The sequence below is a fragment of the Variovorax paradoxus EPS genome (assembly GCF_000184745.1).
In the GTDB taxonomy this organism is placed as follows: domain Bacteria; phylum Pseudomonadota; class Gammaproteobacteria; order Burkholderiales; family Burkholderiaceae_C; genus Variovorax; species Variovorax paradoxus_C.
This window is the reverse complement of the sequence record NC_014931.1, coordinates 6,039,279-6,062,148: the sequence shown is the minus strand read 5'-3', so window position 1 is coordinate 6,062,148 and position 22,870 is coordinate 6,039,279. Positions and strand designations below refer to the sequence as shown.

The window sequence follows — 22,870 nt, the reverse complement described above, 5'->3', positions numbered from 1 at the left end:
ATGCGCCGCTCACCCGCTCCTCGCGCGCCGTTCCGGCTGACCCTGTGCGCTGCCTTGCTGGGCGCACTCGGCGCGCCCGGCCATGCGCAGGAGCAGTTGGCCGGCTCCAGCTTCAACGAGGAATTCCTCGGCATCGGTGGCGACCAGCCGCATGCGGATCTCTCGCTCTTCTCCTTCGGCAACCGCGTGCTCGCGGGCAAGTACATGGTCGACGTGTCGCTGAACGAGCGCGGTGCGGGGCAGACCGAGATCCGCTTCGCCGCCAAAGACGGCAAGAACGATGCCGAACCCTGCCTCACGCGCGCCATGCTCGATGCATGGGGCGTCAACGTGGCAGTGTTTCCTGAACTTGCAGGGTCCGCGGACGAGGCCTGCGTCGAACTGATCAAGGTGATCCCCGATGCCGCCGTGACCTACGACGCCGGCAAGCAGCGCCTGTTCGTGAGCATTCCGCAGGCGGCGCTCAAGCGTTCGGCGCGTGGCGCGGTCGGTCCCGAGAAGTGGGACAAGGGCATCACCGCCGCCATGCTGGACTACCAAGTCAATTTCGCGCGCTACAGCGGCAACAACTACCGCAACGACACCAACCCCTTTGCGCCCCCGCAGAACGTGTTCGACGGCAACCCTTTCGCCGAGCGCGACAAGAACCTGCAGCGCAACACCCTGTTCGCGGGTCTTCGCGCCGGCTTCAACTACGGCGATTGGCGCTTTCGCCACTTCTCGACCTACAACCGAGGCATCGATGGCAAAAGCCGCTGGCAGGGCATCAACACCTACATGCAGCGCGACATCGCCTCGATCAACGGACGTCTGCTGATCGGCGACGGCAACACGCCGGGCAACTTCTTCGACAGCCTGCCGTTCCGCGGCGTGCAGCTCTCGTCCGACGACGCGATGCTGCCCGACAGCCAGCAAGGCTACGCACCCACCATCCGTGGCGTGGCGCAGACCAACGCGCGCGTCACCGTGCGCCAGAACGGCTATGTCATCTACAGCACCTTCGTGGCGCCCGGGCCGTTCGTCATAGACGACCTGTACCCCACGGCATCGAGCGGCGACCTCGAGGTGACCATTGCCGAAGCCGATGGCCGCCAGACCAAGTACACGCAGGCGTTCTCGGCCGTGCCCACACTGCTGCGCGAAGGGACCTGGCGCTACTCGGCCACTGTCGGCAAGTACCGCAACGGCTACGACGGCGGCACCGTGTTGGGCGTGCGGCCTTCGCTCTCGCAGCCCGTCTTCATGCAGGCGACGCTCGCACGCGGTCTCGGCAACGAGTTCTCGCTTTATGGCGGCATCCTGATGGCGAACATGTACCAATCGCTGCTCGCGGGCGTGGGCAAGAACCTGCGCGATTTCGGTGCTGTGTCGGTCGACCTCTCCAGCGCGCGCACCACCGACCGCACGCCGGTCAACGGCGTGAAGACATACGACGGCCAATCGGTGCGCTTCCTCTACTCGAAGGCATTCCTCACCTCCGGCACCAACTTCCGCGTGGCGGGCTACCGCTACTCGACCAGCGGCTACCGCACTTTCCAGGAAGCGGTGCAGATGCAGGACCTGCGGCCCTTCGAGTCGTTCAACAGCCGCCGCAACGAAGTGCGCTTCGAGGTCTCGCAGCAAGTCGGCGACCTGGGCACGGTGTTCGCGTCGGCGCGTCAGCAAAGCTACTGGGGCACCAGCGCGAAGGACCGGCTGGTGCAGCTGGGCTACTCGGGCAACTACAAGCAGTTCGGCTACAGCGTCTTCTACAACTACACCACCAGCCTGAACCGGCCGGCCGTGCGCCAGGTGATGTTCACGCTGAGCATTCCGCTCGGCGACACGCGCGCCAGCGCGCAGTACGCCGTCACCCGTGACAGCACGGGACGCGTCAACCAGCAGGCCAGCGTGTATGGCTCGGCCTTCGACGACAGCCGCCTGACCTACAACGTGACCGCCGGCGCGGCGAACCAGAACGGCGGCAGCAGCGGCAGCGCGAGCGCGAGCTACCTGTCGCAGGTCGGTCGCTTCGACGTCGGCCATTCGCAGGGCCGCGGTTATGGCCAGAGCACCTTCGGCGTGTCGGGCGGTGTGTTGATTCATGGCGGCGGCGTCACGATGTCGCAGCCACTGGGCGAGACCGTGGCGCTGGTGCAGGCGCCCAAGGCCTCCGGCGTGGGCTTCGAGTCGCAACCCGGCGTGGCGACCGACTGGGCCGGCAACGCGATCATTCCCAACCTCACGCCGTACCGGCTGAACCGCTTGGCCATCCGCACCGGCGACCTGGGCGACACGGTGGAGGTGAAGAACGCCGCCACGGAAGTGGTGCCCACGCGCGGTGCTGTCGTGGTCGCGAAATTCGAAACTTCCGTGGGCTTCCGCCTGCTGATGGTGCTGACGGACGCGAAGGGCCGCATGCTGCCGCTGGGCTCGAAGATCGAGAACGAGGCGGGCCAGGAGGTCGGCATCGTCGGCCCCGACGGCCAGGCGTTCGTGACCGGCGCCGGCAACAGCGGACAGCTCACCGTTCGATGGGGCCAGGGCAAGGCCGACCAGTGCGTCGTGCCGTACAGCCTGCCCGATGAAAAAAACCCGCCGCCGATCCGCGAGCTGAACGGCCAATGCGCCGCCGCCGTGCCGATCGACGCGCAACCGAAGGGAGCGGAATGAACCGCAGCCATCCATTCCGCGCAGTGAAGACCGCGCGCCGTTTCTTGCGATTCGCCATGCCGGCCCTCGCGCTGCTCGGTGCGCAGGGCGCATGGGCCGCGTGCACCGTCACGCCGGGCTATATCGAGAAGACAGTCAACATGGCAATGGGCCGCGTCGTCATCCCGAACGATGCGGCGGTGGGCACGATGTTCAAGTCGCAACTCTTCCCGCTACCTTCGAGCGCCATCAACAAGCCCTGGACCTGCGTGGGCGGCGGCAGCGTGAAGGGTGTGATGCTGCAGGGCATCGCGGTGCCGGGCCTGGACCATGTGTTCACCACTGCGGTGTCCGGCGTGGGCATCCGCCTGTCGCGCTACTTCGGCGCAACCGAAGTCAGCTACTACCCGCACGACCGCACGACCACCAGTGACTTCGGCAACTTCGACGCGGCATCGCGCTTCCAGGTCGAGCTCTTCAAGATCGCCGCCGTCACGGGCAACGGCCCGCTCGCGCAGGGCACCTACACCCAGTACTACAGCGTGGCGGACAACAAATCGGTGCTCACCACGAACCTGCTGGGCGAGGGCATCACCATCATCACGCCCTCGTGCTCGGTGGACCTGGGCTCGCGCAACATCCTGGTGGAATTCGGCAAGGTGCCGCAGAACAACTTCAAGGGCAGGGGCACCACCACGGGCGATCGCAAGTTCAACATCAAGCTCAACTGCAAGGCCGGGCAGAACGCGCAGAACACCGTCTACCTGCGCATGGACGCCACGCAGGACCCCTCGAATGAGCAGGGGGTGCTGAAGATCACGCAGGCTGGTGCCAGCACCGCCACCGGTGTGGGCATCCAGGTGGTGAACGACAAGAGCGTGCCGGTGAAATTCGGTGAAGACGCACTGGTGGGCCCGTCGATGGACGGCGCCTATGTGCTGCCCTATACAGCGCGCTATTTCCAGACCGGCGACAAGGTGACGCCAGGGCGTGCCAACGGCACAGCCACTTTCACGCTCGACTACAAATAACGGGGATCAGTCAGTCGGCCGGCCGCATCGGAATGTCGCCCATCGCGTCATCCTCCCGCAATCCGCGCGCGGCCTTCAACAGTTCGATCGACAGTCCATCGCCCTGGCCCGCAAAGCCCTTGGCGACGCCTTCCAGCACCGTCGACAACCCAGCCTCCCCGTCGGCGCGGGCGTCCATGCTGACATTGAGCACCCGGGCTGCCATCTGGCGGTAGGTGATGGCGCCTGCGCCTTCGAGCGCGGCCACCAGGTCCAGGTACAGCGCCAGGTTCAGGTCGAACACCAGCTTGGGCGTGATTTCGAAGTCGTCGTTCTTGTTCTTGCCGTCCATGGGTGGGCTCCTTGTTTTTTCTGAGCCTCCACTCTAGCCAGAAAACGCGCCCTGGTTCGTCGGACGCGGGCGTGATTCGTTCATTCGTTCATTCGTTCATTCGTTTATCGGTTGCTTATTCAGCGGGCGCGCGTGCCCATGACGGCGGCCGCGATGATCAGCGCCGCCGCAAGCGCGATGCTCCATGTCAGCGGCCGGCCGGTCACGGCCAGCAGCAGCGACGTGGAGGCGAGCGGCGTGATGTAGCTCAGGATGCCGATCTGCCGCGCATCGCCGCGCTTGAGCGCCATGTCCCAGACGAAAAAAGCCGCGCCCAGCGGGCCGAGGCCGCAGAGCGCGACCAGCAGCCAGTCGCGAGCCGACAGCGCGACCGAGGGCTCCAGCAGCGCATGACAGATCAGCGACAGCGCGCCCGACACCAGCCCGAACAATCCGATCGCCGAGGTGGGAAACGCCGCCACCCGCTTCGTCCACAGCGAGTAGCTCGCCCAGATGAAAGCCGAGCCCAGCGCGGGAAGAAAGCCCCAGTACCCGACATCCGCACCCGGAGTTGTGCCGCCGCGCGTGCCGAGGATCGCCACCGCCGCCCCTGCGAACCCAAGCAGCGCCGCGATCACGTGCAACGGCCGCAGCGACATGCGCGGCAGCAGCACCGGCGCCAGCACCACCATGAGCAGCGGCCACAGGTAGTTGACGAGATTGGCCTCGACCGGCGGCGCATATCGCAGCGCGATGAACAGCAGGAAGTGATAGCCGAAGAGGCCATAGATGCCCAGCGCCAGCGTGCGCGGCGGCACCTTCCAGGCGCGGCGGTCGCGCAGCACCAGCGGCCAGCTCGGCACGCTGCCGATCATGAGCGCAAGGCCCGTCAGCAGGAACGGCGGCAGGTGCGACAAGGCGGTGCCGAGCGAGGCAAGGCTGGTCCAGAGCGCGATGGCGAGCAGGGCGTAGACGGTGGAAGACATGAGACCGGCGAGGCTACGCGATGCGGTCGTCGCGCAACGCCGGTCGATCGTCGCGTGGCGACGGTCTTGTCGTCAGATGCCCCGGCGGCGCAGTGCCGCGGTGAGCGCCGATGGCGAACGGTAGCCCGTGCGCCGCGCGGTTTCCGCGACGCCCATGCCGTCCAGCCGCAGTTCGCGCGCATGCGCCAGCCGCAGCCCGCGCAGCCAGTGCATCGCGCTCACGCCTTGCTCTTCGCGGCAGCGCTGCGCGAACTGGCTGGGGCTCAGGCAGGCGACCTCGGCGAGGTCGGAAACGGTCAGGGGCTCGTGCCAGCGTGCCCGGGCCCAGGCCGCGAGCGACTGCCAATCGATGCCGCGGCGGCGGCGCATGTCCGGCAGAGGCGAAGGCACAGGACCCCAGGCTTCCAGCAACAGTGCGGGGCCATGCTGCAGCGCAAGCGCGGCGTGCAGCGGCTGCTTCATGCAATGCGCCAGATAGCGTGCGAGTGCGTGCAGCTGCGGCACATCGGCCGGTGCGCGCTCGGCACACCGGGCCCACGGCGCGTGCGTGGTGTCGAGCACGAGGCAAACGCTGCCTTCGCCGCGGGCTTCGAAGTCATGCCGGTCACCCGGTGCGACCACCTGCGCCTCGCCGGCACCGATGCCCGCGCCGTGGCCCTCGACTTCGATCTCCAGCACGCCATCGAGGCCGATCAGCACCTGGAAATGGTCGTGCGCATGGCTGCCGTGCGAGGGGCCGTAGGTGCGCAGGGAGAGTTCGTGTGTCGTGTGCATGGGTGGCTGCCGCGGATTGTCCGCGCGGCCCTCGCGGTGCCGCAAGCCGTGTCTCAGGCTTCTTCGGCTTCCTTGACGTACCGGCCGTTGACCCGGACCGCCTCGACCACCTGCCCGCCACCCGTCGCGAGCGGCTGCGCGCGGCCCTCGGCGCGCACCGTGTCGCCGACCTTCAGCCCCAGGCGCGCGAAGCCGTCCGGCTTCGTGTGGATGAAGTCGCCGGTGTCCAGCACGACGCCGTTCGCTTCGCCGTGCCGTGCGTAATTAAGGCGCACCACGGTGCCGGCGATGTCTTTATGGGCCGGTGCATCCTGCCGCGTCCGGCCATCGACCGAAACCAGCCGTTCGAACTGGTAGACGCTGTGCGCTGCATCGCCCTTGGGTGACGGGCCCTGTTCGGCGCCCTCGATCACCAGTGCCTGGCCCGGGCGGAGGCCGGCGAAGGCGGCGGCGGCCGTGGGTTCGTGGCGATCGAACACGAACTGCGTGGCGATGCCGTCGGTGTCGATGAGCACGCCCTCGATGCCACCCTTGGGGCTGTAGACGAGATGCTGGAAGCTGCCTTCGACGGACCAGATGTCGATGGTGTCGTGAGAGTGCGGCATGGAGTGCGGCATGGGAGTTCCCTTGCCGGAGTTGTTGGGGAGCGAGAGAAAAAATCAGCCGAGCCGCAGCAGCACCGCGGACGCTGCGCACACGAGCAGAAAGGGAATGCTGATGCGGTGAAATTCGCGCAGGCCGTGCGGCACCTTGGCCAGGCGCAGCGCGATCAGGTTGGCGAGCGAGCCCAGCACGCAGCCGAAGCCGCCGACGCTCACGCCTGCCGCGAGCGCCGGCAGGTCATGCACATAGCGGTCGAGCAGGATGGTCGCCGGCACGTTGCTGATGAACTGCGAGGTCACGATGGCCGCGAGGTAGGCGCGCCAGCCTTCGGCAATCGGCCACTGGCCCATCAGCGATGCGATGGCCGGCAGCTCCGCGAGCTGGCGCAGGTCGACGAACATCAGCGCGATGATCGCGAGCAGCGCCCAGTCGATGTCGCGCAGCACCCGGCGCTGGAACACCAGATAAGCGCAGAACACCACCGCCAGGCCGGCAACGAGCCAGTGGCGGTCGAGCGCGACGACGAAGCCCACGAACAGCACGCCCGAGAGCGCCAGCAGCCGCGGCTGCACCGGCGCGGCCTCGGTCGCCGGCTTGAGCGCGATGGGCGTGCGCGGCACCAGCAGCCACACGGCCACGAAGAGCCAGAACAGCATCACCAGCACCGTGGGCGCCATCATTCCCATGAAGCCCGCAAAGCTTTCGCCGGTGCGGTGCCAGAGGTAGAGGTTCTGCGGATTGCCGATGGGCGTGAGCGCCGAGCCCGCGTTCACAGCCAGTGCCTCCAGCACCACCAGCCGGGCCAGCGGCAGGTGCGCCTGGCTGGCGAGCACGCGCGTGAGCGGCACCAGCAGGAACAGGCTCACGTCGTTGGTGACCAGCGCCGAGAGCACCGCGGCGGCGGCGGTGAGCAGCAGCGCGAGCTGGCGCAGGTCGGTGGTGCGCGAGAGCAGCCGCTGGGCCGCGGCCTGCAGCATGCCGCTCTTCTCCACGCCCTGCGTGATGGCGAGCAGCCCGGCCAGCGCGCCCACGGTCTGCCAGTCGACCAGCTTCAGCCAGTCCATCGGCGCACGCGGGCGCAGGAAGGCGAACGCGACGGCCACGACGACCAGCACCCAGAGCAGGCCGTTGCCGCCGCCTTCGTGCGGCGAAGAGGTGTCGGATGACGAGGCGGGCAGGGCGGGCGCGGTGTCTTTGGTCATGAAGCGGTGGAGGTCAATGCGGAAGCGGCCGGCGCGCCGGCTGGCGAGCGGCCCCGGCCGCGAGTTTCAGGCATTGCCACCGCGAACAACGCCAGCGCACCCGCCGCGATGCCGGCGAGCACCGAAAAGGCAGCGCCGTAGCCGGCCGCATGCGCGATCGTGCCCGCCACCAGGTTGCTCAGCGCCGCGCCCAGCCCGACGCAGGCCGCACCGAGCCCGAGCGCGAAGTTGAAGTGGCCGCTGCCGCGCGTGAGGTCGCTGATCGTCAGCGTGAGCATCACGCCGAAGATCCCCGCGCCGATGCCGTCGAGCAGTTGCAGCGCCAGCAGCGCGGCGGGGCTGTCGGCCAGGAGGTAGAGCAGCCCGCGCACCGGCAGCACCGCGAAACCGACGAGGAAGATCGGCTTGCGCGGCAAGCGCGGCGCCCAGCGTCCGACCGCCAGACCGATCGGAATGGTGACCAGCTGCGTGACGATCACGCCGCCCGAGAGCCACAGCGCAGCCGAGGTGCCGGCCCGCGTGCCGACCTTCTGTGCAACGAGCGTGAGCATCGCTGCGTTGGCCAGGTGAAACAGGAAGGCGCAGGCCAGCAGCACGAGGAGCCGGTGGTCGTACCAGCGTGCGGCGCGCGCACCCGGCACGGACGAGCACGCGGTGGGCGGCTCGGCATCGGCGCCGCGCGCCAGTTGCAGGTCGATGTCGTGGTGGCGGATGCGAAGCGCCGCCGCAATGGTCGGCAGCGCCATGGCCACGGCATAGAAGAACATCGCGTGCGGGCCGAAGGCATGGCCGACCCAGCCCGTGCCCAGCGCCCACAGCACCGTGCCCGCCGCGGTGATCGCGGCGTTGCGGCCGATGCGCGCGTCCAGGCCCGCGCGGCCCACCATGCCGAGGCTGGTCGCCGCGATCGCCGGTGCGACCAGCGTGCCGGCCGCGCCGATGAGCGACTGCCCGGCGAGGATCACGCCATAGCTCGGCCAGTTCGCCATGACGAGCAGGCTCACGGCGATCAGCGAGATCGCGCCCGCGATCCAGCGCGGCTTGTGACGCACGCTGTCGATCAGCGCGCCGGCCGGCGCCTGCACCGCGAGCCCCACCAGTGCCGAGACGAACATCACGGTGCCGATGCGCTGCGGGTCCCAGGCCAGCGTGCCGGCCATGAAGACGATCAGGAACGGCCCGACGCCGCCCTGGATGTCGGGCGCGAGGAAGGCCAGCGCGTCGAGCGCCCGCAGGCTGCGGCGCGCGGGTGTGATGGGCACGGAGGGGCGGGTCATGGCGGGTTTCGCGCGAGGGTCAGGAGGCCGGGTCCGGCGCTGGCAGCGGCATCACCGGGGCCGGCGGCACAGGGCCCCGGCCGCGCGGTCCACGCGGGCCGCCGACCGGCGGTGCGGGCTCGAGACCCGGTCCGCTGAACACTTCGCGCACGGTGTCGGCGCTCTGGCCCAGGCTCGTCGCTTCCAGCGCCGCGCCCTGCGCGCCGCGGGTTCCCCAGCCGCGCGCATGCAGCGGCGCACCGGGCTGCAACTGCGCGCCATACGCGGCGCCGATGTGCGGCGGGAAACGCACGATGGTCTTGTCTTCGAGCATCACGCCATGGACGTCGCCGCGGTCGGTGTAGAGCAGGCGCGCGATGCGGCCGCCCGCGGTCATGGCGCTGAGCGCGCCCGATTCGCGCGGTGGCGGCGGGGCCATGCCCGGTGCCGGCGGCTGGTCGGTCACGCTGCGGCCGTTGGCGGAGATGGCCTGGGCGCGCACCACTGGCACGTTCGGCGCGCGCCAGCCGCTGACCTGCACCGTGTCACCCGGCTTGAGCATCTGCATCACGGCCGCGGAGAGATGCGGCGGAAACGCGACCTGCGTGCCGTCCGAGAGCAGCAGCCCGTCGGCCTCGCCGTTCGGGTTGATCAGCCACTGCTGTGCGCGACCGCTGACGGTGATGGTGCCGGCCTCGGGCGTTGCAGCGATGGGCGCAGGAGGCACCGGTCCGCCGGGCGGTGGCGGCGGCATTTGCGCGAAGGCGACGCCCCCGGCCAGCAGGCAGGCGGCGGCGATGAAAGTGATGCGGGGTGTCATGGAGGGCTCCTTGTGTGGATGGATGCCCAAGGACATCTCACACAACGTGCCAGCCAGGAAACCCTTTGGAATCAACAGCTTGCGCGCACAGGGCGGTCGGTGCCCGGATGATCCCGGGACACCGAATGTCCGGTTTTCGGACACCACGCCTTACTCAAGGCCGTGCTGGGTGAGCTTGCGGTAGAGCAACTGCCGGTGAATGCCCAGCCGGCGTGCAGCCTCGGCGCGATTGCCCCCGGACTCTGCGAGCGCGTTCGCGATCAGCAGCCGCTCCAGCCGCTCCACGGCGGCGGGCAGCTCGGCGTCGAGCCAGCCGGCCGGGAGCGTCTGCTCGGTCTCGCCGGGGCGCGCTGTGCCCAGTGCTGCAGCCAAGTCCGCGCCGCCGATCACGCGGTGGCGCACCAGCGCCTGACAACGCTCCATCACATTGCGCAGCTCGCGCACGTTGCCGGGCCAGGGGTGGCTCAGCAGCCGCTGCGCGGCGTCGGCGGACAGCGCCTTCGGTGCCTCTGGCGTTGCCGCGCGACGCAGGAAGTGCTCGGCCAGCGGAATGATGTCGGCCAGCCGCTCGCGCAGCGGCGGCAGGCGGATCGAGAGCACATCGAGCCGGTAGAGCAGGTCTTCCCGAAAGCGCCCCTCGCGCACTGCGGCGGCCAAGTCGCGGTGCGTCGCGGCGATCACGCGCACGTCGACCTTGATCGTTCTGTGGCTGCCCAGCGGCGTGACCTCGCCCTCCTGCAGTGCGCGCAGGATCTTGGCCTGCATGTCCAGCGCCATGTCGCCGATCTCGTCGAGCAGCAGCACGCCGCCGTCGGCCGCGCGAAAGCATCCCGGGCGCTCGCCCGTGGCACCCGTGAACGCGCCGCGCACATGGCCGAAGAGTTCGCTTTCGAGCAGCTCCTTCGGAATGGCCGAGCAGTTGATAGCCACGAAGGGCCGGTCGGCGCGTGCCGAATGGCGGTGCAGCGCGCGCGCTACCATTTCCTTGCCGGTGCCCGTTTCGCCGAGCACCAGCACCGGCATCGAATTCGCCGCGGCCAGGCCGATGCGCTTGTGCACTTCGCGCATCGCGTGGCCAGGGCCGATCAAGTCGCCGCCACTGTCGTCTTCTTCCGCCGGGGCGCTCGACGGCGTTGCGGTCGTCCGCTGCTGCAGCGCGCGTTCCAGCACTTCGCGCACCGCCTCGCGGCTGATCGGCTTGGCCAGATGGTCGAAGGCGCCCAGGCGCATCGCCTCGATGGTGTTGCCCGCGCTCGCGAACGCGGTGAGCACGATCACCGGCGGCAGGTGCACCAGCCGCGCCTGCATGGCGGCGAGCGTCTGCAGGCCGTCCATGCCGGGCATGCGGTGGTCGAGGAACACGGCGTCGAAGCGTCCGCGCGCCAGCGTCTCCATCGCCTCGGCGCCGCCGGCCGCGGCGATCACGTCGTGGCCGAGGCCCTGCAGCGTCTCGGCCAGCGTGTCGCGAAAGGCATCGTCGTCATCGACGATCAGCAGGTGCGCCATGGAATCTCCAGTTCGAAGCGGGTGCCCTGCGCCAGCGGCACATGGTGCAGCTCGCCGCCGTGCGCCAGCGCCACCTCGCGCGCGAGCGCCAGCCCGAGCCCGGTGCCGTCGGCGCGGCCGGTGGCGAAGGGCTCGAAGAGATGCGGTTGCAGCGACTCGGGCACGCCGGGGCCGTCGTCGTCCACGCGCATCGCCAGCTTGCGCGCATCGGGCTGCAATGCGGTCAGCGTCACGCGACCGCCGCGCGGCGCGTGGCGCACGGCGTTGTCCAGCAGGTTGTCGATGGCGCGCGCCAGGTGTACCGGGTCGAACACCGCCTTCGCGGGGACCTCGTGCCGCAGCGCGACCTGCACGTCGCCGATGGCTGCCTTCGCCGCGACGGCAGCCGTGCGGTCCGTGAGCCAGCGGTGCAGGTCGACCTCCTGCGGCGCCAGCGTGACCGGCTGCACCAGCGCGAGCAGGCTCTGCACCAGGCCGTCGAGCCGGTCGATCTGGCCGACGATGGTGCGCAGCGCCTCGCCCTGCCGCTCGGGCGTGGCGGCCAGCGCGTTCTCGGCTTTGAGGCGCATCGTCGCGATCGGGTTGCGGATCTCGTGCGCGACGCCGCCCGTCATGCGGCCGAGCGCTGCCAGCCGCTGGTCGCGGCTGCGCTGCTGTGCGGCCGCGCGCAGGTTCGCACGCGCTTCCTCGAAACGCAGGCGGTAGCGGTTGAAGCCGTCGACGATGCGGTCGAGCTCCTGCACGCCGGTGCGCGGCAGCTCGGGCATCGCGTCGCCGCTTGCATCGGCCTCGGCCAACCGGGTTTCGAGGCGCTGCACATGGCGCAGCCCGCGCAACAGGATGAAGCCGAGCCACAGCCCCGATGCCAGCACGACCAGCAGCAGCACCGCCAGCCCGGCGCGCAGGCTCCCTTGCGCCGCCAGCGCACCGGCGTGGGTGCGCGTCATGGTCCAGGCCGCGAGGTCCTTGCCCGGCGCGGAGAGCGGGCAGGCCGAGACGATCAGCGCCTCGCGGCTGCCGCGCACCACGTCGGTCTGCGGCTGCTGGGTGCGCGCCGCGAGTTGCGAGAGTTCGACGATCAGCGGCTGCTCGGCGGCGGGCACGTCCCGCTTGACGCCGCTGCCTTCATAGGTGGGGTAGGCATAGGCCAGCAGCCCGCCGGCCCCTTGCCACACGCCGCCTTCGACATGCGGCGCCTCGATCAGCACCAGTTGCAGCAGCACCTGCAGCAGGTCGACCTGCGGTTGCGGGGGCGAGGGCTCGCTCACCGACTTGGCGTAGCGCGCCGCGATCGCGCGGCACGATTGCTCGGTGGCCGCCTGCCCCGCCTCGACCTGCGCGCCCGCGCTGCTGCGGTAGAGCGTGAGCATCACCACGGCCAGCGCGGCGCACACGCTGAACAGCAGCACCCAGAAGAAGACGAGCTGGCCGCGAAGAGATTTCATCGATGCCGCGATCGTGCCTCTTCTCCAGGCCCCGGCGCGTCAGCCGGAGGCGCGTCCGGCCGTTACCGCAATTCCCGAAGTTCGCGCTTGAGCACCTTGCCGATCGCGCTGCGCGGCAGCTCCTCGATGAAGTGCAGGCGCGCCAGGCGCTGCGTCTTGCCGAGCTGGTCGTTCGTCCATTGCAGCAGCGCGTCTTCGGTGGTGGCGTCGTTCTCGCGGCGCACCACGAAGGCCACCGGCGTCTCGCCCCATTGCTCCGAAGGCATGCCCACCACCGCCACGTCGGCCACCGCCGCATGGCCGCGCAGCACGGCTTCGAGGTCGCTCGGGTAGATGTTGAAGCCGCCGCTGATGATCATGTCCTTCTTGCGATCGAATAGCGTGAGAAAGCCGTCGGCATCGAAGCGGCCCACGTCGCCCGTGCGGATGAAGCGCTTGCCGGTGGCGTCGAACCATTCAGCTTCGCGCGTCTTCGCGGGCTGGCGGTGGTAGCCGGTCATCATGCCGGCCGAGTGGCCCACCACTTCGCCGGCGACCTCGGTGTTGCCCTGCGGGAGTTCGTTGCCTTCCTCGTCGATCAGCCGGATGTCGCTGCCCGTCGCCGGCTGGCCCACCGTGTGCAGCTTGGTCGGGTGCAGGTGCGCCTCGAGGATGCAGGTGCCGCCGCCTTCGGTCATGCCGTAGAACTCGATCAGTCCGCCGGGCCAGCGCTTCAATACGTCGGCCTTGAGCGCGGCGTTGAAGGGCGCGCTGGTGCTGAACTTGAACTGGAACGACGAGAGGTCGTGCGCGTCGAAGCGCGGGTGCGCCATCAGCCGCTGGTACTGCACCGGCACCAGCATCGTGTGCGTCACGCGGCGCGCTTCGGCCAGCTGCAGGTAGCCGCCGGCATCGAACTTGGGCATCAGCACCACGCAGCCGCCGAAGGCGATGGTAGGGAAGAACACCACCAGCGTGGTGTTGGAGTAGAGCGGCGTCGACAGCAGCGTGACCGTGTCGGCGCTGTACTCGTACTTGGCGCCGCGCTGCACGTGCGCCCAGCGCATGCCGTGCCCCTGCACGATGCCCTTGGGCTCGCCGGTGGTGCCCGAGGAGTAAATGATGTTGAAGGCCCACGAAGGCTGCACCTCGACGGCCTCGGGCCTGGCGCCGACCGGTGCGAGCCAGGTGGCGAAATCGCGTCCCGCCGAAGAGCCGTCGAGCGCGACACGCGGAATGCCGCCTTCCTTCGCGGGGCCGACCACGTCGGCGGCCGAGGCGTCGGTGAAGAGGATGCGCGCGTCGGCGTCTTCGATCATGCGGGCGAGGCTGGTGGGCGTGGAGCCGGGCGCGAGCGGGGCGACGGCGATGCCTGCACGCAATGCGCCGAGGAACACCGCCGCGTAGTTCACCGACGACGTGGCGCAGACCGCGACGGCGTCGCCGGCCTTGAGGCCGTCGCGCTGCAGGCTGGCGGCGATGCGGTCCATCAGCGCGTCGAGTGCGCCGTAGTTCAGCGCGTGCTGCGCGTCCGCGAGCGCGGCATGGTCGGGCGTGTGCTGGGCGTGGAGGCGAACCAGATCGGCAATGGCGCCGAAATCGCGTTCCATGGCGGCTTGAATGGCGGGGTGCGTTTGCAAAATCGAATCCTTCGTCTTGGCCAGCCGGCAGGATAGCGAAGTAGGCCGGCAATCAGTGAGCCGTGCGCGACGGCCGCGCACGGTCGATTGGTCGGTCGGTCAGCCGCCGCTCAGGGGTGCAGGTCGAGGATCGACGCTTCTTTCTCTTCTCTCCATCCAGGAAGGAGCGCCGACATGGGATTGCTCGACATTCTTCAAGAAGCCATCGGCAGCGACACCGGTGGTCCGCATGTGGACCAGGTCATCACCCAGCACGCCTCGCCCGACGCGATCGGCGCGGGGCTCGCAGCGGCGATGCGCTCGGACCAGACGCCTGCGTTCGGCGACACGGTGGGTCGGTTGTTCGGCCAGTCTTCGCCGATGCAGCAGGCCGGCGTGCTCAACCAGATACTGGCGACGCTGGGTCCGGCCGCGGCGTCGATGCTGGCGGGCGGCGTGTTGGGGCGGATGCTGCAGCCGGGGCAGACGCAACTCACGCCGGAGCAGGCCTCGCAGCTGTCACCCGCGCAGGTGACGGAGATTGCAGCGCATGCCGAAGAGCAGCACGCGGGGGTGATCGACGAGGTGAGCCGGTTCTATGCGCAGCACTCGGGGTTGGTGAAGACGCTGGGTGGGGCGGTGTGAGCGAACTGGTCTTGTAGTAGCGGCAGCGCTGGTCGCGGGTCTTGGCATCAAAGCTGATTTCGTACCAGCCTTCGCGGAATTCGGCCATGGTTGTTCCTCCCAGATCCTTCAAATCTCTTGCTTGCCTTGATTCACCATTTCCAGCTTGGCGGCTTCACCGGGTACTCCGGCCCAGGATAGTCTTTCGCGCCGGCGCCTTTGCTGGAGATGATCAGTCGAACTTCTCCCCCTGCAAGGAAGTGGACGTTGAGCGTGCCGCCCGGAACGTCGTATTTTTCGATCGGAACGACTTTTTCGTGCCAAGTCTGAACATAGGCTTCCGGCCGCCTGTCGCCCGGTATGCCGCTGGAGGTGGCCCACCTCACCTTGGCACTGAGGCCAGGACGCCATTGGGCGGGGTAGGAGACACAGCAAACAAAACTTCCACCACCGCCATAGGCGCTCGAATGGCCGCCGAAAGTGCCATCCACATAGAGTTCGATATGGTCCGCAGTGTGGTTGTACGGGCTGATATTGGCGCTGTAGCTCTCGCGCGCCCGCTCCTTGCCGCTGCAAGCCGCCAATGGCAAGACCAGCAGCGCAAGCGCGCAAAGAGTAAGGGTAGTGAGGCGTTTCATTGAGTGCGGTTTTCCAGTGCGTTCCACAGATCGTCGCTCCAGTTTTTCATCATGGCTGCAAGACTGGTTCCTTGCGCAACCGCTTGCCAAGTGTCGGCAAGGTCGGGGTGCTTGTAGAAATATTCGCCACAGGTCAGCGAGAGCACGACGAACTGCAATCGATCGGGTTGCCTGCAACATGCAGGCCGGTGGCGATTTCGAGGGTGCGTTGAAGCTGTCGATGAAACAGCGCTCTCCCAGTTCGAGGCACCAGCTGCGATACCGTTTCAAGCAATTGCGCGAAGATGCCGTCCGCCTCCGCCTCCGCCTCCGCCTCCGCCTCCGCCTCCGCCTCCGCCTCCGCCTCCGCCTCCGCCTCCGCCGCATCGAGAAGCGATGCAAATTGCAGCGCATCCAGTTCGAGATGGTCGGCCGTATCGGCGACGCCGTCGTCCAGTGCAGGCGCAAGCCAATTGCCGATGGTGCCGTCCCGGTTGAACCATTGCCATTGACCGATGGCTTGTGCCGCGCGTCGCGTTTGCGAGTCGGACAGCGTTGCAAGAAGTGATGGCAGAACGCGCGTATCGCCCATGCGGCAATGAAGCTTCAAACCAGCGTGGCATGAGGTCCATGAACGGCATGGCGGACCCCGACCCAGGCATCTACCGCGGATACACGGGAGTCATTTTCAGCGGACCATCGGGGTGACAACGTACGGGCACGGTCTCTCCTTTTTCGTTCGTGACACCGGTACTTACCAGGACATTGCGAATGTCCCGAATCTCGTACTTTTCCCTGGGCATCGGGCGGTTGTCGGTCGCACGTCGAAGAACGAATTTCTTCCAGCAGAGCCGCAGGTCGTAGTTCTCGTCGTCGTAGCCTGTGTTGGTGTATTGCTTTTCCGGCAAGGAGGTTGTGCAACCGCCCAACGCGATGGCGAGCAGCACGCTCATCGTCAGAACGCGGAGAGGGCCCGAGCCAAAGCTCATATTCATCAGTAGTCCGCCTTGCCGTCTTTGCGCTCGCCCCACCATGGACGGTTTGTCTGTTTGCCGTACTTGATCATTCGATCGCGTCGAGCTTCATCCGTGACCGAATAGTCCGGTGATGGCAGGATCAGCATGGCCCGGCCCGCTTCGGGATCACGGCTGGACAGATACAACACAGGGTGCTTGCGTTCATGGCAGGCAAAAGCGGCCATCAGAAGTGAGTAGTTCACCGTCGATGCGCCGAGGTCACCCAGCAGCGAGGTCATGTCCAACGTGTCCTTCAACATATCGAGCTTGGGCGCCAAAGGGGAGAGCGCGGCTGCGGTATCCGACAGACGCGTGGCGGCCTCGCGCGAACCCCGGCCGCTGTCGCGCATGACGGTACCGACATCGGCGGGGGACAGGCCCGCTGCCGCGCAGACCTGCTCGACCGACTCGCGCAAAGCAGCAACACGCTTGCGCTCTTGGGGATAGCTGGGCTGGGCGTCGTTGTTCCTGACGACCACAGGGGCGGTGAAATAGGCGAGCGGCTTGCGTCCGCTTTCATAGGCTGGATGGCCCACGATCAGTTGAACGCCAGACTCATTGGATTGCTTGTACTTAGGGCGACTGGGTGCATCCGAACTGGTGAGCCAGACGGCCTTGGCCTCGGGCGTCGCGATTAAGTTCCATGCAGTCGCTAGGCCGTTCCAGCCGGACAGCCCCGGGATAGATGTGAGTGTTGGTTTGGAGACGTTGCCGTAAGACAAGTAGGCGTAGTCCCATAGCTTCTGGACCTCGTCTTGCGTCAGGCTTTCAGGCAACGAAGTGACGATCTGCAATCCCTTCATCTTCACGCCGTTCCACAAGAACATGTGGTAGCCATCGACCGTCTGGTCAAAGTAGCTCACGGGCAATGAGTAGCTCTCCGCGAGATCGGAGATATACCCTTCCACGTATCCGACGAGTGGCACTGCTCCGGAACTATTGACGATGGTCGCTCGAAATGAGTTCGGAGGTGTGTCTTCTGGACTGAAAGCGATGAGCTCCCGAAGAAACCAGTCCGCTGAATAAGCGATGTGCCGTAGCGGCGTGATGACATTGCCTGCGATCAGTTGTGCTGCTGCCCCTTGTGGCCAACTGGAATTGTGTTGGGGCACTGGGCTGGTGGTGTTTGTGGGTTTGGTGATCTGAGCGCTTGCCAGTCTATTCAGCCCCAAAAAATCGAGTAGTGCCACTATGGCTCCCAGCATCAAAGTGCGGCGTGCATTCATTAATGAATTTTGGCGATGAAGTTGCTCTTGCGTTTATCGACTATCTTGGGAGCGTTGTCGGCCATGTGCTGCATGTCATAGGTATGAAAGAGCTGGTGGCCATTGAAAAAACCCTTCTGATCGTATTCTCTGAAGTTCAGGGTATCTAACGGATTTCGGTGCAGGTATCGCCAGTCGGCAAACTGTCTGAAGTCTTTCAAATCTTCCGCTGTGATCTCCGACGGATTGACCCAACCAATAGCCACGTCATAGGCAATGGCCTTGCGCGCATGCATGGCGTTCCCCACGATGGTCGAGTGATCGGTGGCGTTGGGGTTTTCTTTCAGAAACGCGGTGGTTTGGGTCTTCATGTCGCTCTCTTCTTTTCCGAGCCGTCCCGCCGCCTGTTCCATTTTCAAGCGAGCGTTGATCTCGTAGCGCAGACCCGCTTCGGTGCTGGCATCGCCGCTGCCGTCCACACCGTACGCCTTGCCGAAGTCACCATCCTTGTTCACATAGCCCCGTGCTGGGTCCTTGCCCTCGTCGAAGTCGTTGTCACGACGGCCTTTGTAGTCGGCCGCATCGTCCACGCTGGGATTGGCTGTGCGACGGCTCATGGGCACGAACGGGTCCGGCAACTCCGGTGCATTGATGCTTACCGTCCACCCTTTTTTCGGATCGTCGTTGATGCGCACATTGACTAGGCGCGTGGCGACGATCAGCAACGGGGCGGCTACCGTTGTGATCACTTTGGAGACGAAGCTCTGCTTCTCGTTGTAAGACAGTCGATAGCGAGCCAGTGGCGCCGGTGGATTCCAGAAACGCTTGCTGTGGTTGTCTTCCAGATAGTTGTACTGCTTCCAGTCAGGACTGCCCACCTGGAAGCCGCTGCCAGCGCGACCGCCGGTCTTGGGTTGCGCCCACACGCGGACATAAAAGCGGTTGTTGGTGTCGAGAGCATCGCGCTGTGCTTTGCTCACGCCCTGCCATCCCATGCCCTGTACCGGTGTGACACCAATAACCTGATCGTGCGGGTTGCAGTAGAGGAATACGCGACCACGGTTGTCGCGGTCCTCTCCCGGGACATAGGGATAGGGTGTGTCCGACGCATCACCCATATTGTTCAAGACAAAAAGATCCTCCCCCGTCTCGGGATCCTGGCTGCGTTGCCTGTCGTTGATGTCTTCGAGTTTCTGGTGCGCCTTGTTGAAGCGCTCCACCACTGCCTGCAAGAAGTTCTTGAACGTTTCCTGGCGGGCCTCGCTGGTGACGCCACCAGCTTCGCCCTCCAAATTGAACCCCTCGGAGTTCGACAACGCATCCATGGTGCTGGAGTCGAGGTTGTAAGGGGGGTTGGCCAGGATGTAGGTGTCGGCTAGCGCGCCCTCCGCAATACCCAGCATCGCCGCGCCCAGCGTGACCATGTTGCCCTGGCTGTGGCAAACCACGGTGATGGGGCAGTCGGGCTGCTTCTTGCGGATGGCCTTGATGAGTTCCTTGAGCCGATGCGCTCCGTGTGCGTAGTAGGTGCGCGGCGGGCAGGCGTACACGTCGCGTCCTTCGACCGGCAGCATGTTGGCGTAGATCCACCAGAACAGGCGGTCGTCCAGGCCATTGCCCCACATGTAAGGCAAGGCCGACGTGCCATTCTGGAACGGACCGCCGCCCCATGCGTCGAGCTCGTTCAGGTAAATCTTGCCGGCATATTCTTTTTTCTCGTCGATGGTGTCTGTGCCATCTTTCCCTGCTGCTTTGTAGCCCCAGCGGAATCGGATCACCGGGGAACGGCCAGGATCGGCAACGAAGCTGTCGCCGTCCAACCCAAAATCTATGCCGCCTTCGGCGGTGAGTTCAGGCTTGTACTCCACCTTGCGCAGCGTTGCCCGATCCGAAAGCCACGCCCGGCTATAACCAAGACGCTCATTGAGGCCATCAATCAGGCCCTCTTCGCACTGCTCGTACCACTCGCCGTCCGAATTGACGCCGTGCACGAAGATGACGAGGCCGGGAAGGAAGCCGGCGTGAACATCGCTTTTGTCCATCCCGGGAGATGTCGTGGGCGCTTGCGTATCGAGTTCCTGATTGGTCATGCGCGGTCGTACAAGAGTTCAATCACCACGTTTTGAATGCCGTCGGACTTGGCGAATTCCGTTTCGCCCTTGTCGTCGCTGACGCCTTCGATGGTGCGGCCATCGTCCATGGTGATTCGATACTTCTGGCGAGGAATCGGTTGGTTGTCGGTGGCACGTCGAATGACGTATTTGCGCTGGAACGGCGCGGCGTCGGGGTTTGCGGGAAGGGGATGTTGAAGGCTCGTCGGCCCCGCCAGCTTCCGCTGCACCGCGTGATAGGTAATCTTCCCCGGGCATTCAAACGTGATATCCCCGTTCTGCAACGTGATCGACGCGCCTTGCGCGGTCGCAATGCGGATCTTCTTCTTCGCCGCGAACTCCACCGTCTTGTCGGTACTCGCGATCTTCAGCGCATCCTTGGCTTGCACCCGCAATTCATCGTGCTGCGCCTGAAAATCCAGGTCGTCGCTGCCCGCAATGATCGACAGACCCGACTCGGCATCCGCCTTCTGCGCGCCAGCCAGCAGCCCAATAGCCTGCCCGCTATGCACCCTCAGCACATCCGCCAGCGCCAGGTTGATATCCCCACCGCTGGCCAACGTCGCAGTCTCACCCGCCACGATCTGCAATTGCTGCCCCGCAACCATCGCCAGGCCGCCGCGCGCAGCCAGCGCAACAACCGCATCGGTCGTGTGCGGCACCTTGCCATCGCCGGTAGCTATGGATTTGTCCGACGCATCCGAATACGCCGTCTCCAGCGCATCGCCGGCCACCATCCCGCTCGCCGTATGCTCCATCGCCGCGTACGGTGCGCGCTCCTTGTCGAGCTGTGAAGCGTTGGCCTTGTCGGAACCGATATGCCCGGCGAGCTGCACGGTCTCGTGCTTCATCGCGGCTTCGCTCAGCGCCTGCCCCAGCTGCTGCACTTGTTTGAGCAACGCCATGCCCGCAGCAAAGTCGCCAACAGGTTCAAGCTGCTTCCCACCGGCCCCGTGGTACGTGCTCAACAGCACGCCCTTCCCACCACGCAAGGCTGCATAGCCATCGGTGCGAAGCTCGAGCCCCTGTCCGCGGAAGCTCCCGCGGAAGTTGTCTGCCTGATGAATCAGATGTCCGAGGTTCAACTGGCTGTGCGCCGTGCTCGCATGCAGCTGCACGCGCAACTGCTGATTCGAATCGTCGAATACCAGCTGACTGAACCCCTCGCCGCCGAACTCCTTCGTCTTGAAGCCGCTCAGCGCCGCAGCGTTGCGATGCCCCCTGTCATCCGCGCTCGAACCGTGCCAGGCCGGCGCGTGGCCAGCAGCGAGATTGGCCTGCGCGCTCGGCGATCCATTGCGGGCCTGCGCAAAGACGTCGCTCTGCTGGCCCTGGCTTGCTGAGCCTTCCTGATTGCGCGATGCACCGCCAGGCGTAGGCTCGATGCCGCCATCTCCGCGCCCGTTGTACAGCGCACCGACGATCACCGGCTGGTCGACATCGAGGTCGACGAACTTCACCAGCACTTCCTGTCCGATACGCGGCAGCCACTGCCAGCCCATGCCGGGACCGGCCTGACGCTGCGCCACGCGAATCCATCGCGTGCTGCGGTTGTCCTTGGCGTCGCCGCCGCCGGTGTTCTGCGCATCGCCGCCGGCCGAATCGTTGGTCTGCCAATGGAAGCGCACGCGCACGTCGCCGCGGTCGTTGCAATACAGCTCGTCCGCGCCGTTCGGCGAGGTCTCGCCCGAGGGCCCGACGACGATCGCGCTGTGCACGCCGCTGGCCGTGGGCTTGGCATGCAGCCGCGCGCCGTCGGCGGCCGCGAGCACGGGCCGCCACGGACGATCCAGATGCACCGCCGAGAAGCTGTTGGCATAGCCAAGCGTCTTCGCCGCGGCAAGGCTCTGCGCTTGCGGATGGACATCGTTCGTCTCGTCGTGCGCGCTGCCCGTGGCTGTCGGCACCAGCCCGAACACATCGTCTTCGGCAGTGACGGATGCACAGGGCCTGTCGAACACAAGGTGCTCCGACAGATCGCCCAACTGCGCAGCAATCGATGCCGCGGTGTCCTTCGGCAGATTGTTGATGCCCACATGCTCGACGGTGTCCAACAGCAGCGCGGGCTTCGCCTGCAATCCAAGCGCCGGTGCATCGTCGACTTCGATGCGCGTGCCCGCGCGCAGCGTGCGCACGGTGCTGTGGCCGAGCATCACGTCGGCGCGGCATTCGGCCGCTTCCATCATCAGGCCGGCATAGCGTTCGAGCGTGCGGTTGCTGTCCCAGCCGCGGCTGCGGTCGTTCAGGCCGAGCACGTCGTCGTACTCGATGCGCGGTGCGTTCTTGCCGCCGACCGCAAATCGCGCGGCGGCGCTGCCCGCCAACTGGCGCTTGCCGTCGACGTTCCATGCGCTCAAATGCACCTGCGCCACCGACTGCCGCATGCGGCGCACCAGCGCCTGCACGGCATCGCTGCGCTCCTGCGAACTCTTGCGATGAAAGCGGATGGGCGAGCCCGGGTCCGCAGGCTGCGCATCGTTCGCCGAGAAGATCACGAGCTTGTGCCCCAGGGGCGCTTTCTCGTCTTCCTCGATGCGCCAGGCCAGGCCCTCTTCGGTGAGCAGGCGCGAGAAGAAATCGAAGTCGCTCTCGCGGTACTGCGTGCAGTAGGTGCGAATGGGCGCATCGGCCAGGAAGCCGCTCACCTCGGAAGAGAAGGCCCAACTGCCCGCGTCGGCATACGGCGCGAGCACACGCTCGATGATGTCGGCCACCGAGCGTTGCTGGAACACCTGGCTGCGCCCCTGCTGCGTGGCCAGCCAGATCCATGGCACGAGCGTGAGGCGATAGCGTGCGAGGCCGCCGTCGGAGCCGAGCGATTCCACCGCGCGGATGAGGCCGGTACGCTTGCCGGTCGAGCCGTTGGCCAGCACGGTGATCAGCGTGAGGGGCTGATCGATCATCGACGAGAGCGCGAGATCGGCGCGCAGGCTCAGGCAGACGATGCGCATCTCGAACGGCTGCGACACGGCCTCGCGCTGCACCCAGCCTTCGACGCGCAGGGCGTCGATGCTGGCGTTGGTTGTGGAAGCGCCTGGAACCTCGAGACGGTAGAGCCGGTTGGCCTGGCTGATCTCGGCCCAGAGCGCGCTGCGGTCAGCGGATGGCATCGTCTTGATTCACGTCGGCACGGGG

At 66.6% G+C, this 22,870-nt stretch carries 20 protein-coding genes; 3 read left to right on the top strand and 17 right to left on the bottom strand.

From position 1 onward, the window contains the following. Entirely contained in the window at positions 1-2,652 is a 2,652-nt protein-coding gene (locus VARPA_RS27790) for a fimbria/pilus outer membrane usher protein (protein ID WP_013543920.1), read from the top strand. Next, a complete protein-coding gene (locus VARPA_RS27785; RefSeq protein WP_013543919.1) occupies positions 2,649-3,662 on the top strand; it encodes a fimbrial protein in 1,014 nt (337 codons plus the stop codon). The genes VARPA_RS27790 and VARPA_RS27785 overlap by 4 nt, the downstream gene beginning before the upstream one ends. A 10-nt stretch (positions 3,663-3,672) precedes the next feature. Here VARPA_RS27785 and VARPA_RS27780 read toward each other — a convergent pair whose 3' ends face one another. The 10 genes from VARPA_RS27780 to VARPA_RS27735 all read right to left on the bottom strand — a co-directional run bounded on the left by VARPA_RS27780 (position 3,673) and on the right by VARPA_RS27735 (position 14,153). Further along, positions 3,673-3,993, bottom strand: coding sequence for a hypothetical protein (locus VARPA_RS27780; protein ID WP_013543918.1), 321 nt, complete (start codon positions 3,991-3,993; stop codon positions 3,673-3,675). 119 nt (positions 3,994-4,112) lie between these two features. Beyond that, on the bottom strand, positions 4,113-4,958 hold the full coding sequence (locus tag VARPA_RS27775) for a DMT family transporter (protein ID WP_013543917.1): 846 nt from the start codon (positions 4,956-4,958) through the stop codon (positions 4,113-4,115). 72 nt (positions 4,959-5,030) lie between these two features. Beyond that, complete coding sequence (locus VARPA_RS27770) at positions 5,031-5,732, bottom strand: AraC family transcriptional regulator (RefSeq protein ID WP_013543916.1); 702 nt, start codon at positions 5,730-5,732, stop codon at positions 5,031-5,033. 53 nt (positions 5,733-5,785) lie between these two features. After that, complete coding sequence (locus VARPA_RS27765; RefSeq protein ID WP_013543915.1) at positions 5,786-6,349, bottom strand: hypothetical protein; 564 nt, start codon at positions 6,347-6,349, stop codon at positions 5,786-5,788. Between the two features lie 42 nt (positions 6,350-6,391). Next, the gene (locus VARPA_RS27760) at positions 6,392-7,537 is read right to left on the bottom strand and encodes an SLC13 family permease (RefSeq protein ID WP_013543914.1); all 1,146 of its coding nucleotides are present in this window, start codon (positions 7,535-7,537) and stop codon (positions 6,392-6,394) included. Next, the gene (locus tag VARPA_RS27755; RefSeq protein WP_013543913.1) at positions 7,534-8,814 is read right to left on the bottom strand and encodes an MFS transporter; all 1,281 of its coding nucleotides are present in this window, start codon (positions 8,812-8,814) and stop codon (positions 7,534-7,536) included. The genes VARPA_RS27760 and VARPA_RS27755 overlap by 4 nt, the downstream gene beginning before the upstream one ends. Before the next feature lie 19 nt (positions 8,815-8,833). Further along, on the bottom strand, positions 8,834-9,613 hold the full coding sequence (locus VARPA_RS27750) for a hypothetical protein (RefSeq protein WP_013543912.1): 780 nt from the start codon (positions 9,611-9,613) through the stop codon (positions 8,834-8,836). A 150-nt stretch (positions 9,614-9,763) separates the two neighbouring features. After that, complete coding sequence (locus VARPA_RS27745; RefSeq protein WP_013543911.1) at positions 9,764-11,119, bottom strand: sigma-54-dependent transcriptional regulator; 1,356 nt, start codon at positions 11,117-11,119, stop codon at positions 9,764-9,766. Further along, on the bottom strand, positions 11,104-12,564 hold the full coding sequence (locus VARPA_RS27740) for a sensor histidine kinase (RefSeq protein ID WP_013543910.1): 1,461 nt from the start codon (positions 12,562-12,564) through the stop codon (positions 11,104-11,106). The genes VARPA_RS27745 and VARPA_RS27740 overlap by 16 nt, the downstream gene beginning before the upstream one ends. Before the next feature lie 62 nt (positions 12,565-12,626). Beyond that, complete coding sequence (locus VARPA_RS27735) at positions 12,627-14,153, bottom strand: class I adenylate-forming enzyme family protein (RefSeq protein WP_013543909.1); 1,527 nt, start codon at positions 14,151-14,153, stop codon at positions 12,627-12,629. A gap of 204 nt (positions 14,154-14,357) precedes the next feature. Between VARPA_RS27735 and VARPA_RS27730 the strand changes: the two genes are divergently transcribed. Then, positions 14,358-14,807 carry a hypothetical protein gene (locus tag VARPA_RS27730; protein WP_013543908.1) on the top strand — a complete coding sequence of 150 codons (450 nt, stop codon included), beginning with the start codon at positions 14,358-14,360 and terminating at the stop codon, positions 14,805-14,807. 131 nt (positions 14,808-14,938) lie between these two features. Here the strand turns inward: VARPA_RS27730 and VARPA_RS27725 are convergent, their stop codons facing one another. The 7 genes from VARPA_RS27725 to VARPA_RS27700 form a co-directional block, all read right to left on the bottom strand. Next, positions 14,939-15,424, bottom strand: a complete 486-nt coding sequence (locus VARPA_RS27725; RefSeq protein ID WP_013543907.1) for a DUF3304 domain-containing protein — start codon at positions 15,422-15,424, stop codon at positions 14,939-14,941. After that, on the bottom strand, positions 15,421-15,570 hold the full coding sequence (locus VARPA_RS31480) for a hypothetical protein (RefSeq protein ID WP_167330563.1): 150 nt from the start codon (positions 15,568-15,570) through the stop codon (positions 15,421-15,423). Before VARPA_RS31480 ends, VARPA_RS27725 begins: the two co-directional genes overlap by 4 nt. Next, the gene (locus VARPA_RS31240; RefSeq protein ID WP_049794478.1) at positions 15,558-15,995 is read right to left on the bottom strand and encodes a hypothetical protein; all 438 of its coding nucleotides are present in this window, start codon (positions 15,993-15,995) and stop codon (positions 15,558-15,560) included. The genes VARPA_RS31480 and VARPA_RS31240 overlap by 13 nt, the downstream gene beginning before the upstream one ends. A gap of 70 nt (positions 15,996-16,065) precedes the next feature. After that, positions 16,066-16,356 carry a hypothetical protein gene (locus VARPA_RS27715; protein WP_144299054.1) on the bottom strand — a complete coding sequence of 97 codons (291 nt, stop codon included), beginning with the start codon at positions 16,354-16,356 and terminating at the stop codon, positions 16,066-16,068. A gap of 41 nt (positions 16,357-16,397) precedes the next feature. Next, entirely contained in the window at positions 16,398-17,645 is a 1,248-nt protein-coding gene (locus tag VARPA_RS27710; RefSeq protein WP_013543905.1) for a hypothetical protein, read from the bottom strand. After that, complete coding sequence (locus VARPA_RS27705) at positions 17,645-19,714, bottom strand: transmembrane protein (protein ID WP_013543904.1); 2,070 nt, start codon at positions 19,712-19,714, stop codon at positions 17,645-17,647. The genes VARPA_RS27710 and VARPA_RS27705 overlap by 1 nt, the downstream gene beginning before the upstream one ends. Further along, positions 19,711-22,845, bottom strand: coding sequence for a type VI secretion system Vgr family protein (locus VARPA_RS27700; protein WP_013543903.1), 3,135 nt, complete (start codon positions 22,843-22,845; stop codon positions 19,711-19,713). The genes VARPA_RS27705 and VARPA_RS27700 overlap by 4 nt, the downstream gene beginning before the upstream one ends. Positions 22,846-22,870: the final 25 nt, after the last annotated feature.

What these genes read in the sequence shown, in the direction of transcription:
- VARPA_RS27730 (WP_013543908.1), top strand. Translation starts at nt 14,358, where the DNA reads ATGGGATTGCTCGACATTCTTCAAGAAGCCATCGGCAGCGACACCGGT.
- VARPA_RS27785 (WP_013543919.1), top strand. Translation starts at nt 2,649, where the DNA reads ATGAACCGCAGCCATCCATTCCGCGCAGTGAAGACCGCGCGCCGTTTC.
- VARPA_RS27710 (WP_013543905.1), bottom strand. Translation starts at nt 17,645, where the DNA reads ATGAATGCACGCCGCACTTTGATGCTGGGAGCCATAGTGGCACTACTC.
- VARPA_RS27750 (WP_013543912.1), bottom strand. Translation starts at nt 9,613, where the DNA reads ATGACACCCCGCATCACTTTCATCGCCGCCGCCTGCCTGCTGGCCGGG.
- VARPA_RS27770 (WP_013543916.1), bottom strand. Translation starts at nt 5,732, where the DNA reads ATGCACACGACACACGAACTCTCCCTGCGCACCTACGGCCCCTCGCAC.
- VARPA_RS27725 (WP_013543907.1), bottom strand. Translation starts at nt 15,424, where the DNA reads ATGAAACGCCTCACTACCCTTACTCTTTGCGCGCTTGCGCTGCTGGTC.
- VARPA_RS27755 (WP_013543913.1), bottom strand. Translation starts at nt 8,814, where the DNA reads ATGACCCGCCCCTCCGTGCCCATCACACCCGCGCGCCGCAGCCTGCGG.
- VARPA_RS27740 (WP_013543910.1), bottom strand. Translation starts at nt 12,564, where the DNA reads ATGAAATCTCTTCGCGGCCAGCTCGTCTTCTTCTGGGTGCTGCTGTTC.
- VARPA_RS27745 (WP_013543911.1), bottom strand. Translation starts at nt 11,119, where the DNA reads ATGGCGCACCTGCTGATCGTCGATGACGACGATGCCTTTCGCGACACG.
- VARPA_RS31240 (WP_049794478.1), bottom strand. Translation starts at nt 15,995, where the DNA reads ATGGGCGATACGCGCGTTCTGCCATCACTTCTTGCAACGCTGTCCGAC.
- VARPA_RS27760 (WP_013543914.1), bottom strand. Translation starts at nt 7,537, where the DNA reads ATGACCAAAGACACCGCGCCCGCCCTGCCCGCCTCGTCATCCGACACC.
- VARPA_RS27790 (WP_013543920.1), top strand. Translation starts at nt 1, where the DNA reads ATGCGCCGCTCACCCGCTCCTCGCGCGCCGTTCCGGCTGACCCTGTGC.
- VARPA_RS27765 (WP_013543915.1), bottom strand. Translation starts at nt 6,349, where the DNA reads ATGCCGCACTCCATGCCGCACTCTCACGACACCATCGACATCTGGTCC.
- VARPA_RS27775 (WP_013543917.1), bottom strand. Translation starts at nt 4,958, where the DNA reads ATGTCTTCCACCGTCTACGCCCTGCTCGCCATCGCGCTCTGGACCAGC.
- VARPA_RS27705 (WP_013543904.1), bottom strand. Translation starts at nt 19,714, where the DNA reads ATGACCAATCAGGAACTCGATACGCAAGCGCCCACGACATCTCCCGGG.
- VARPA_RS27715 (WP_144299054.1), bottom strand. Translation starts at nt 16,356, where the DNA reads ATGAGCGTGCTGCTCGCCATCGCGTTGGGCGGTTGCACAACCTCCTTG.
- VARPA_RS27735 (WP_013543909.1), bottom strand. Translation starts at nt 14,153, where the DNA reads ATGGAACGCGATTTCGGCGCCATTGCCGATCTGGTTCGCCTCCACGCC.
- VARPA_RS27700 (WP_013543903.1), bottom strand. Translation starts at nt 22,845, where the DNA reads ATGCCATCCGCTGACCGCAGCGCGCTCTGGGCCGAGATCAGCCAGGCC.
- VARPA_RS27780 (WP_013543918.1), bottom strand. Translation starts at nt 3,993, where the DNA reads ATGGACGGCAAGAACAAGAACGACGACTTCGAAATCACGCCCAAGCTG.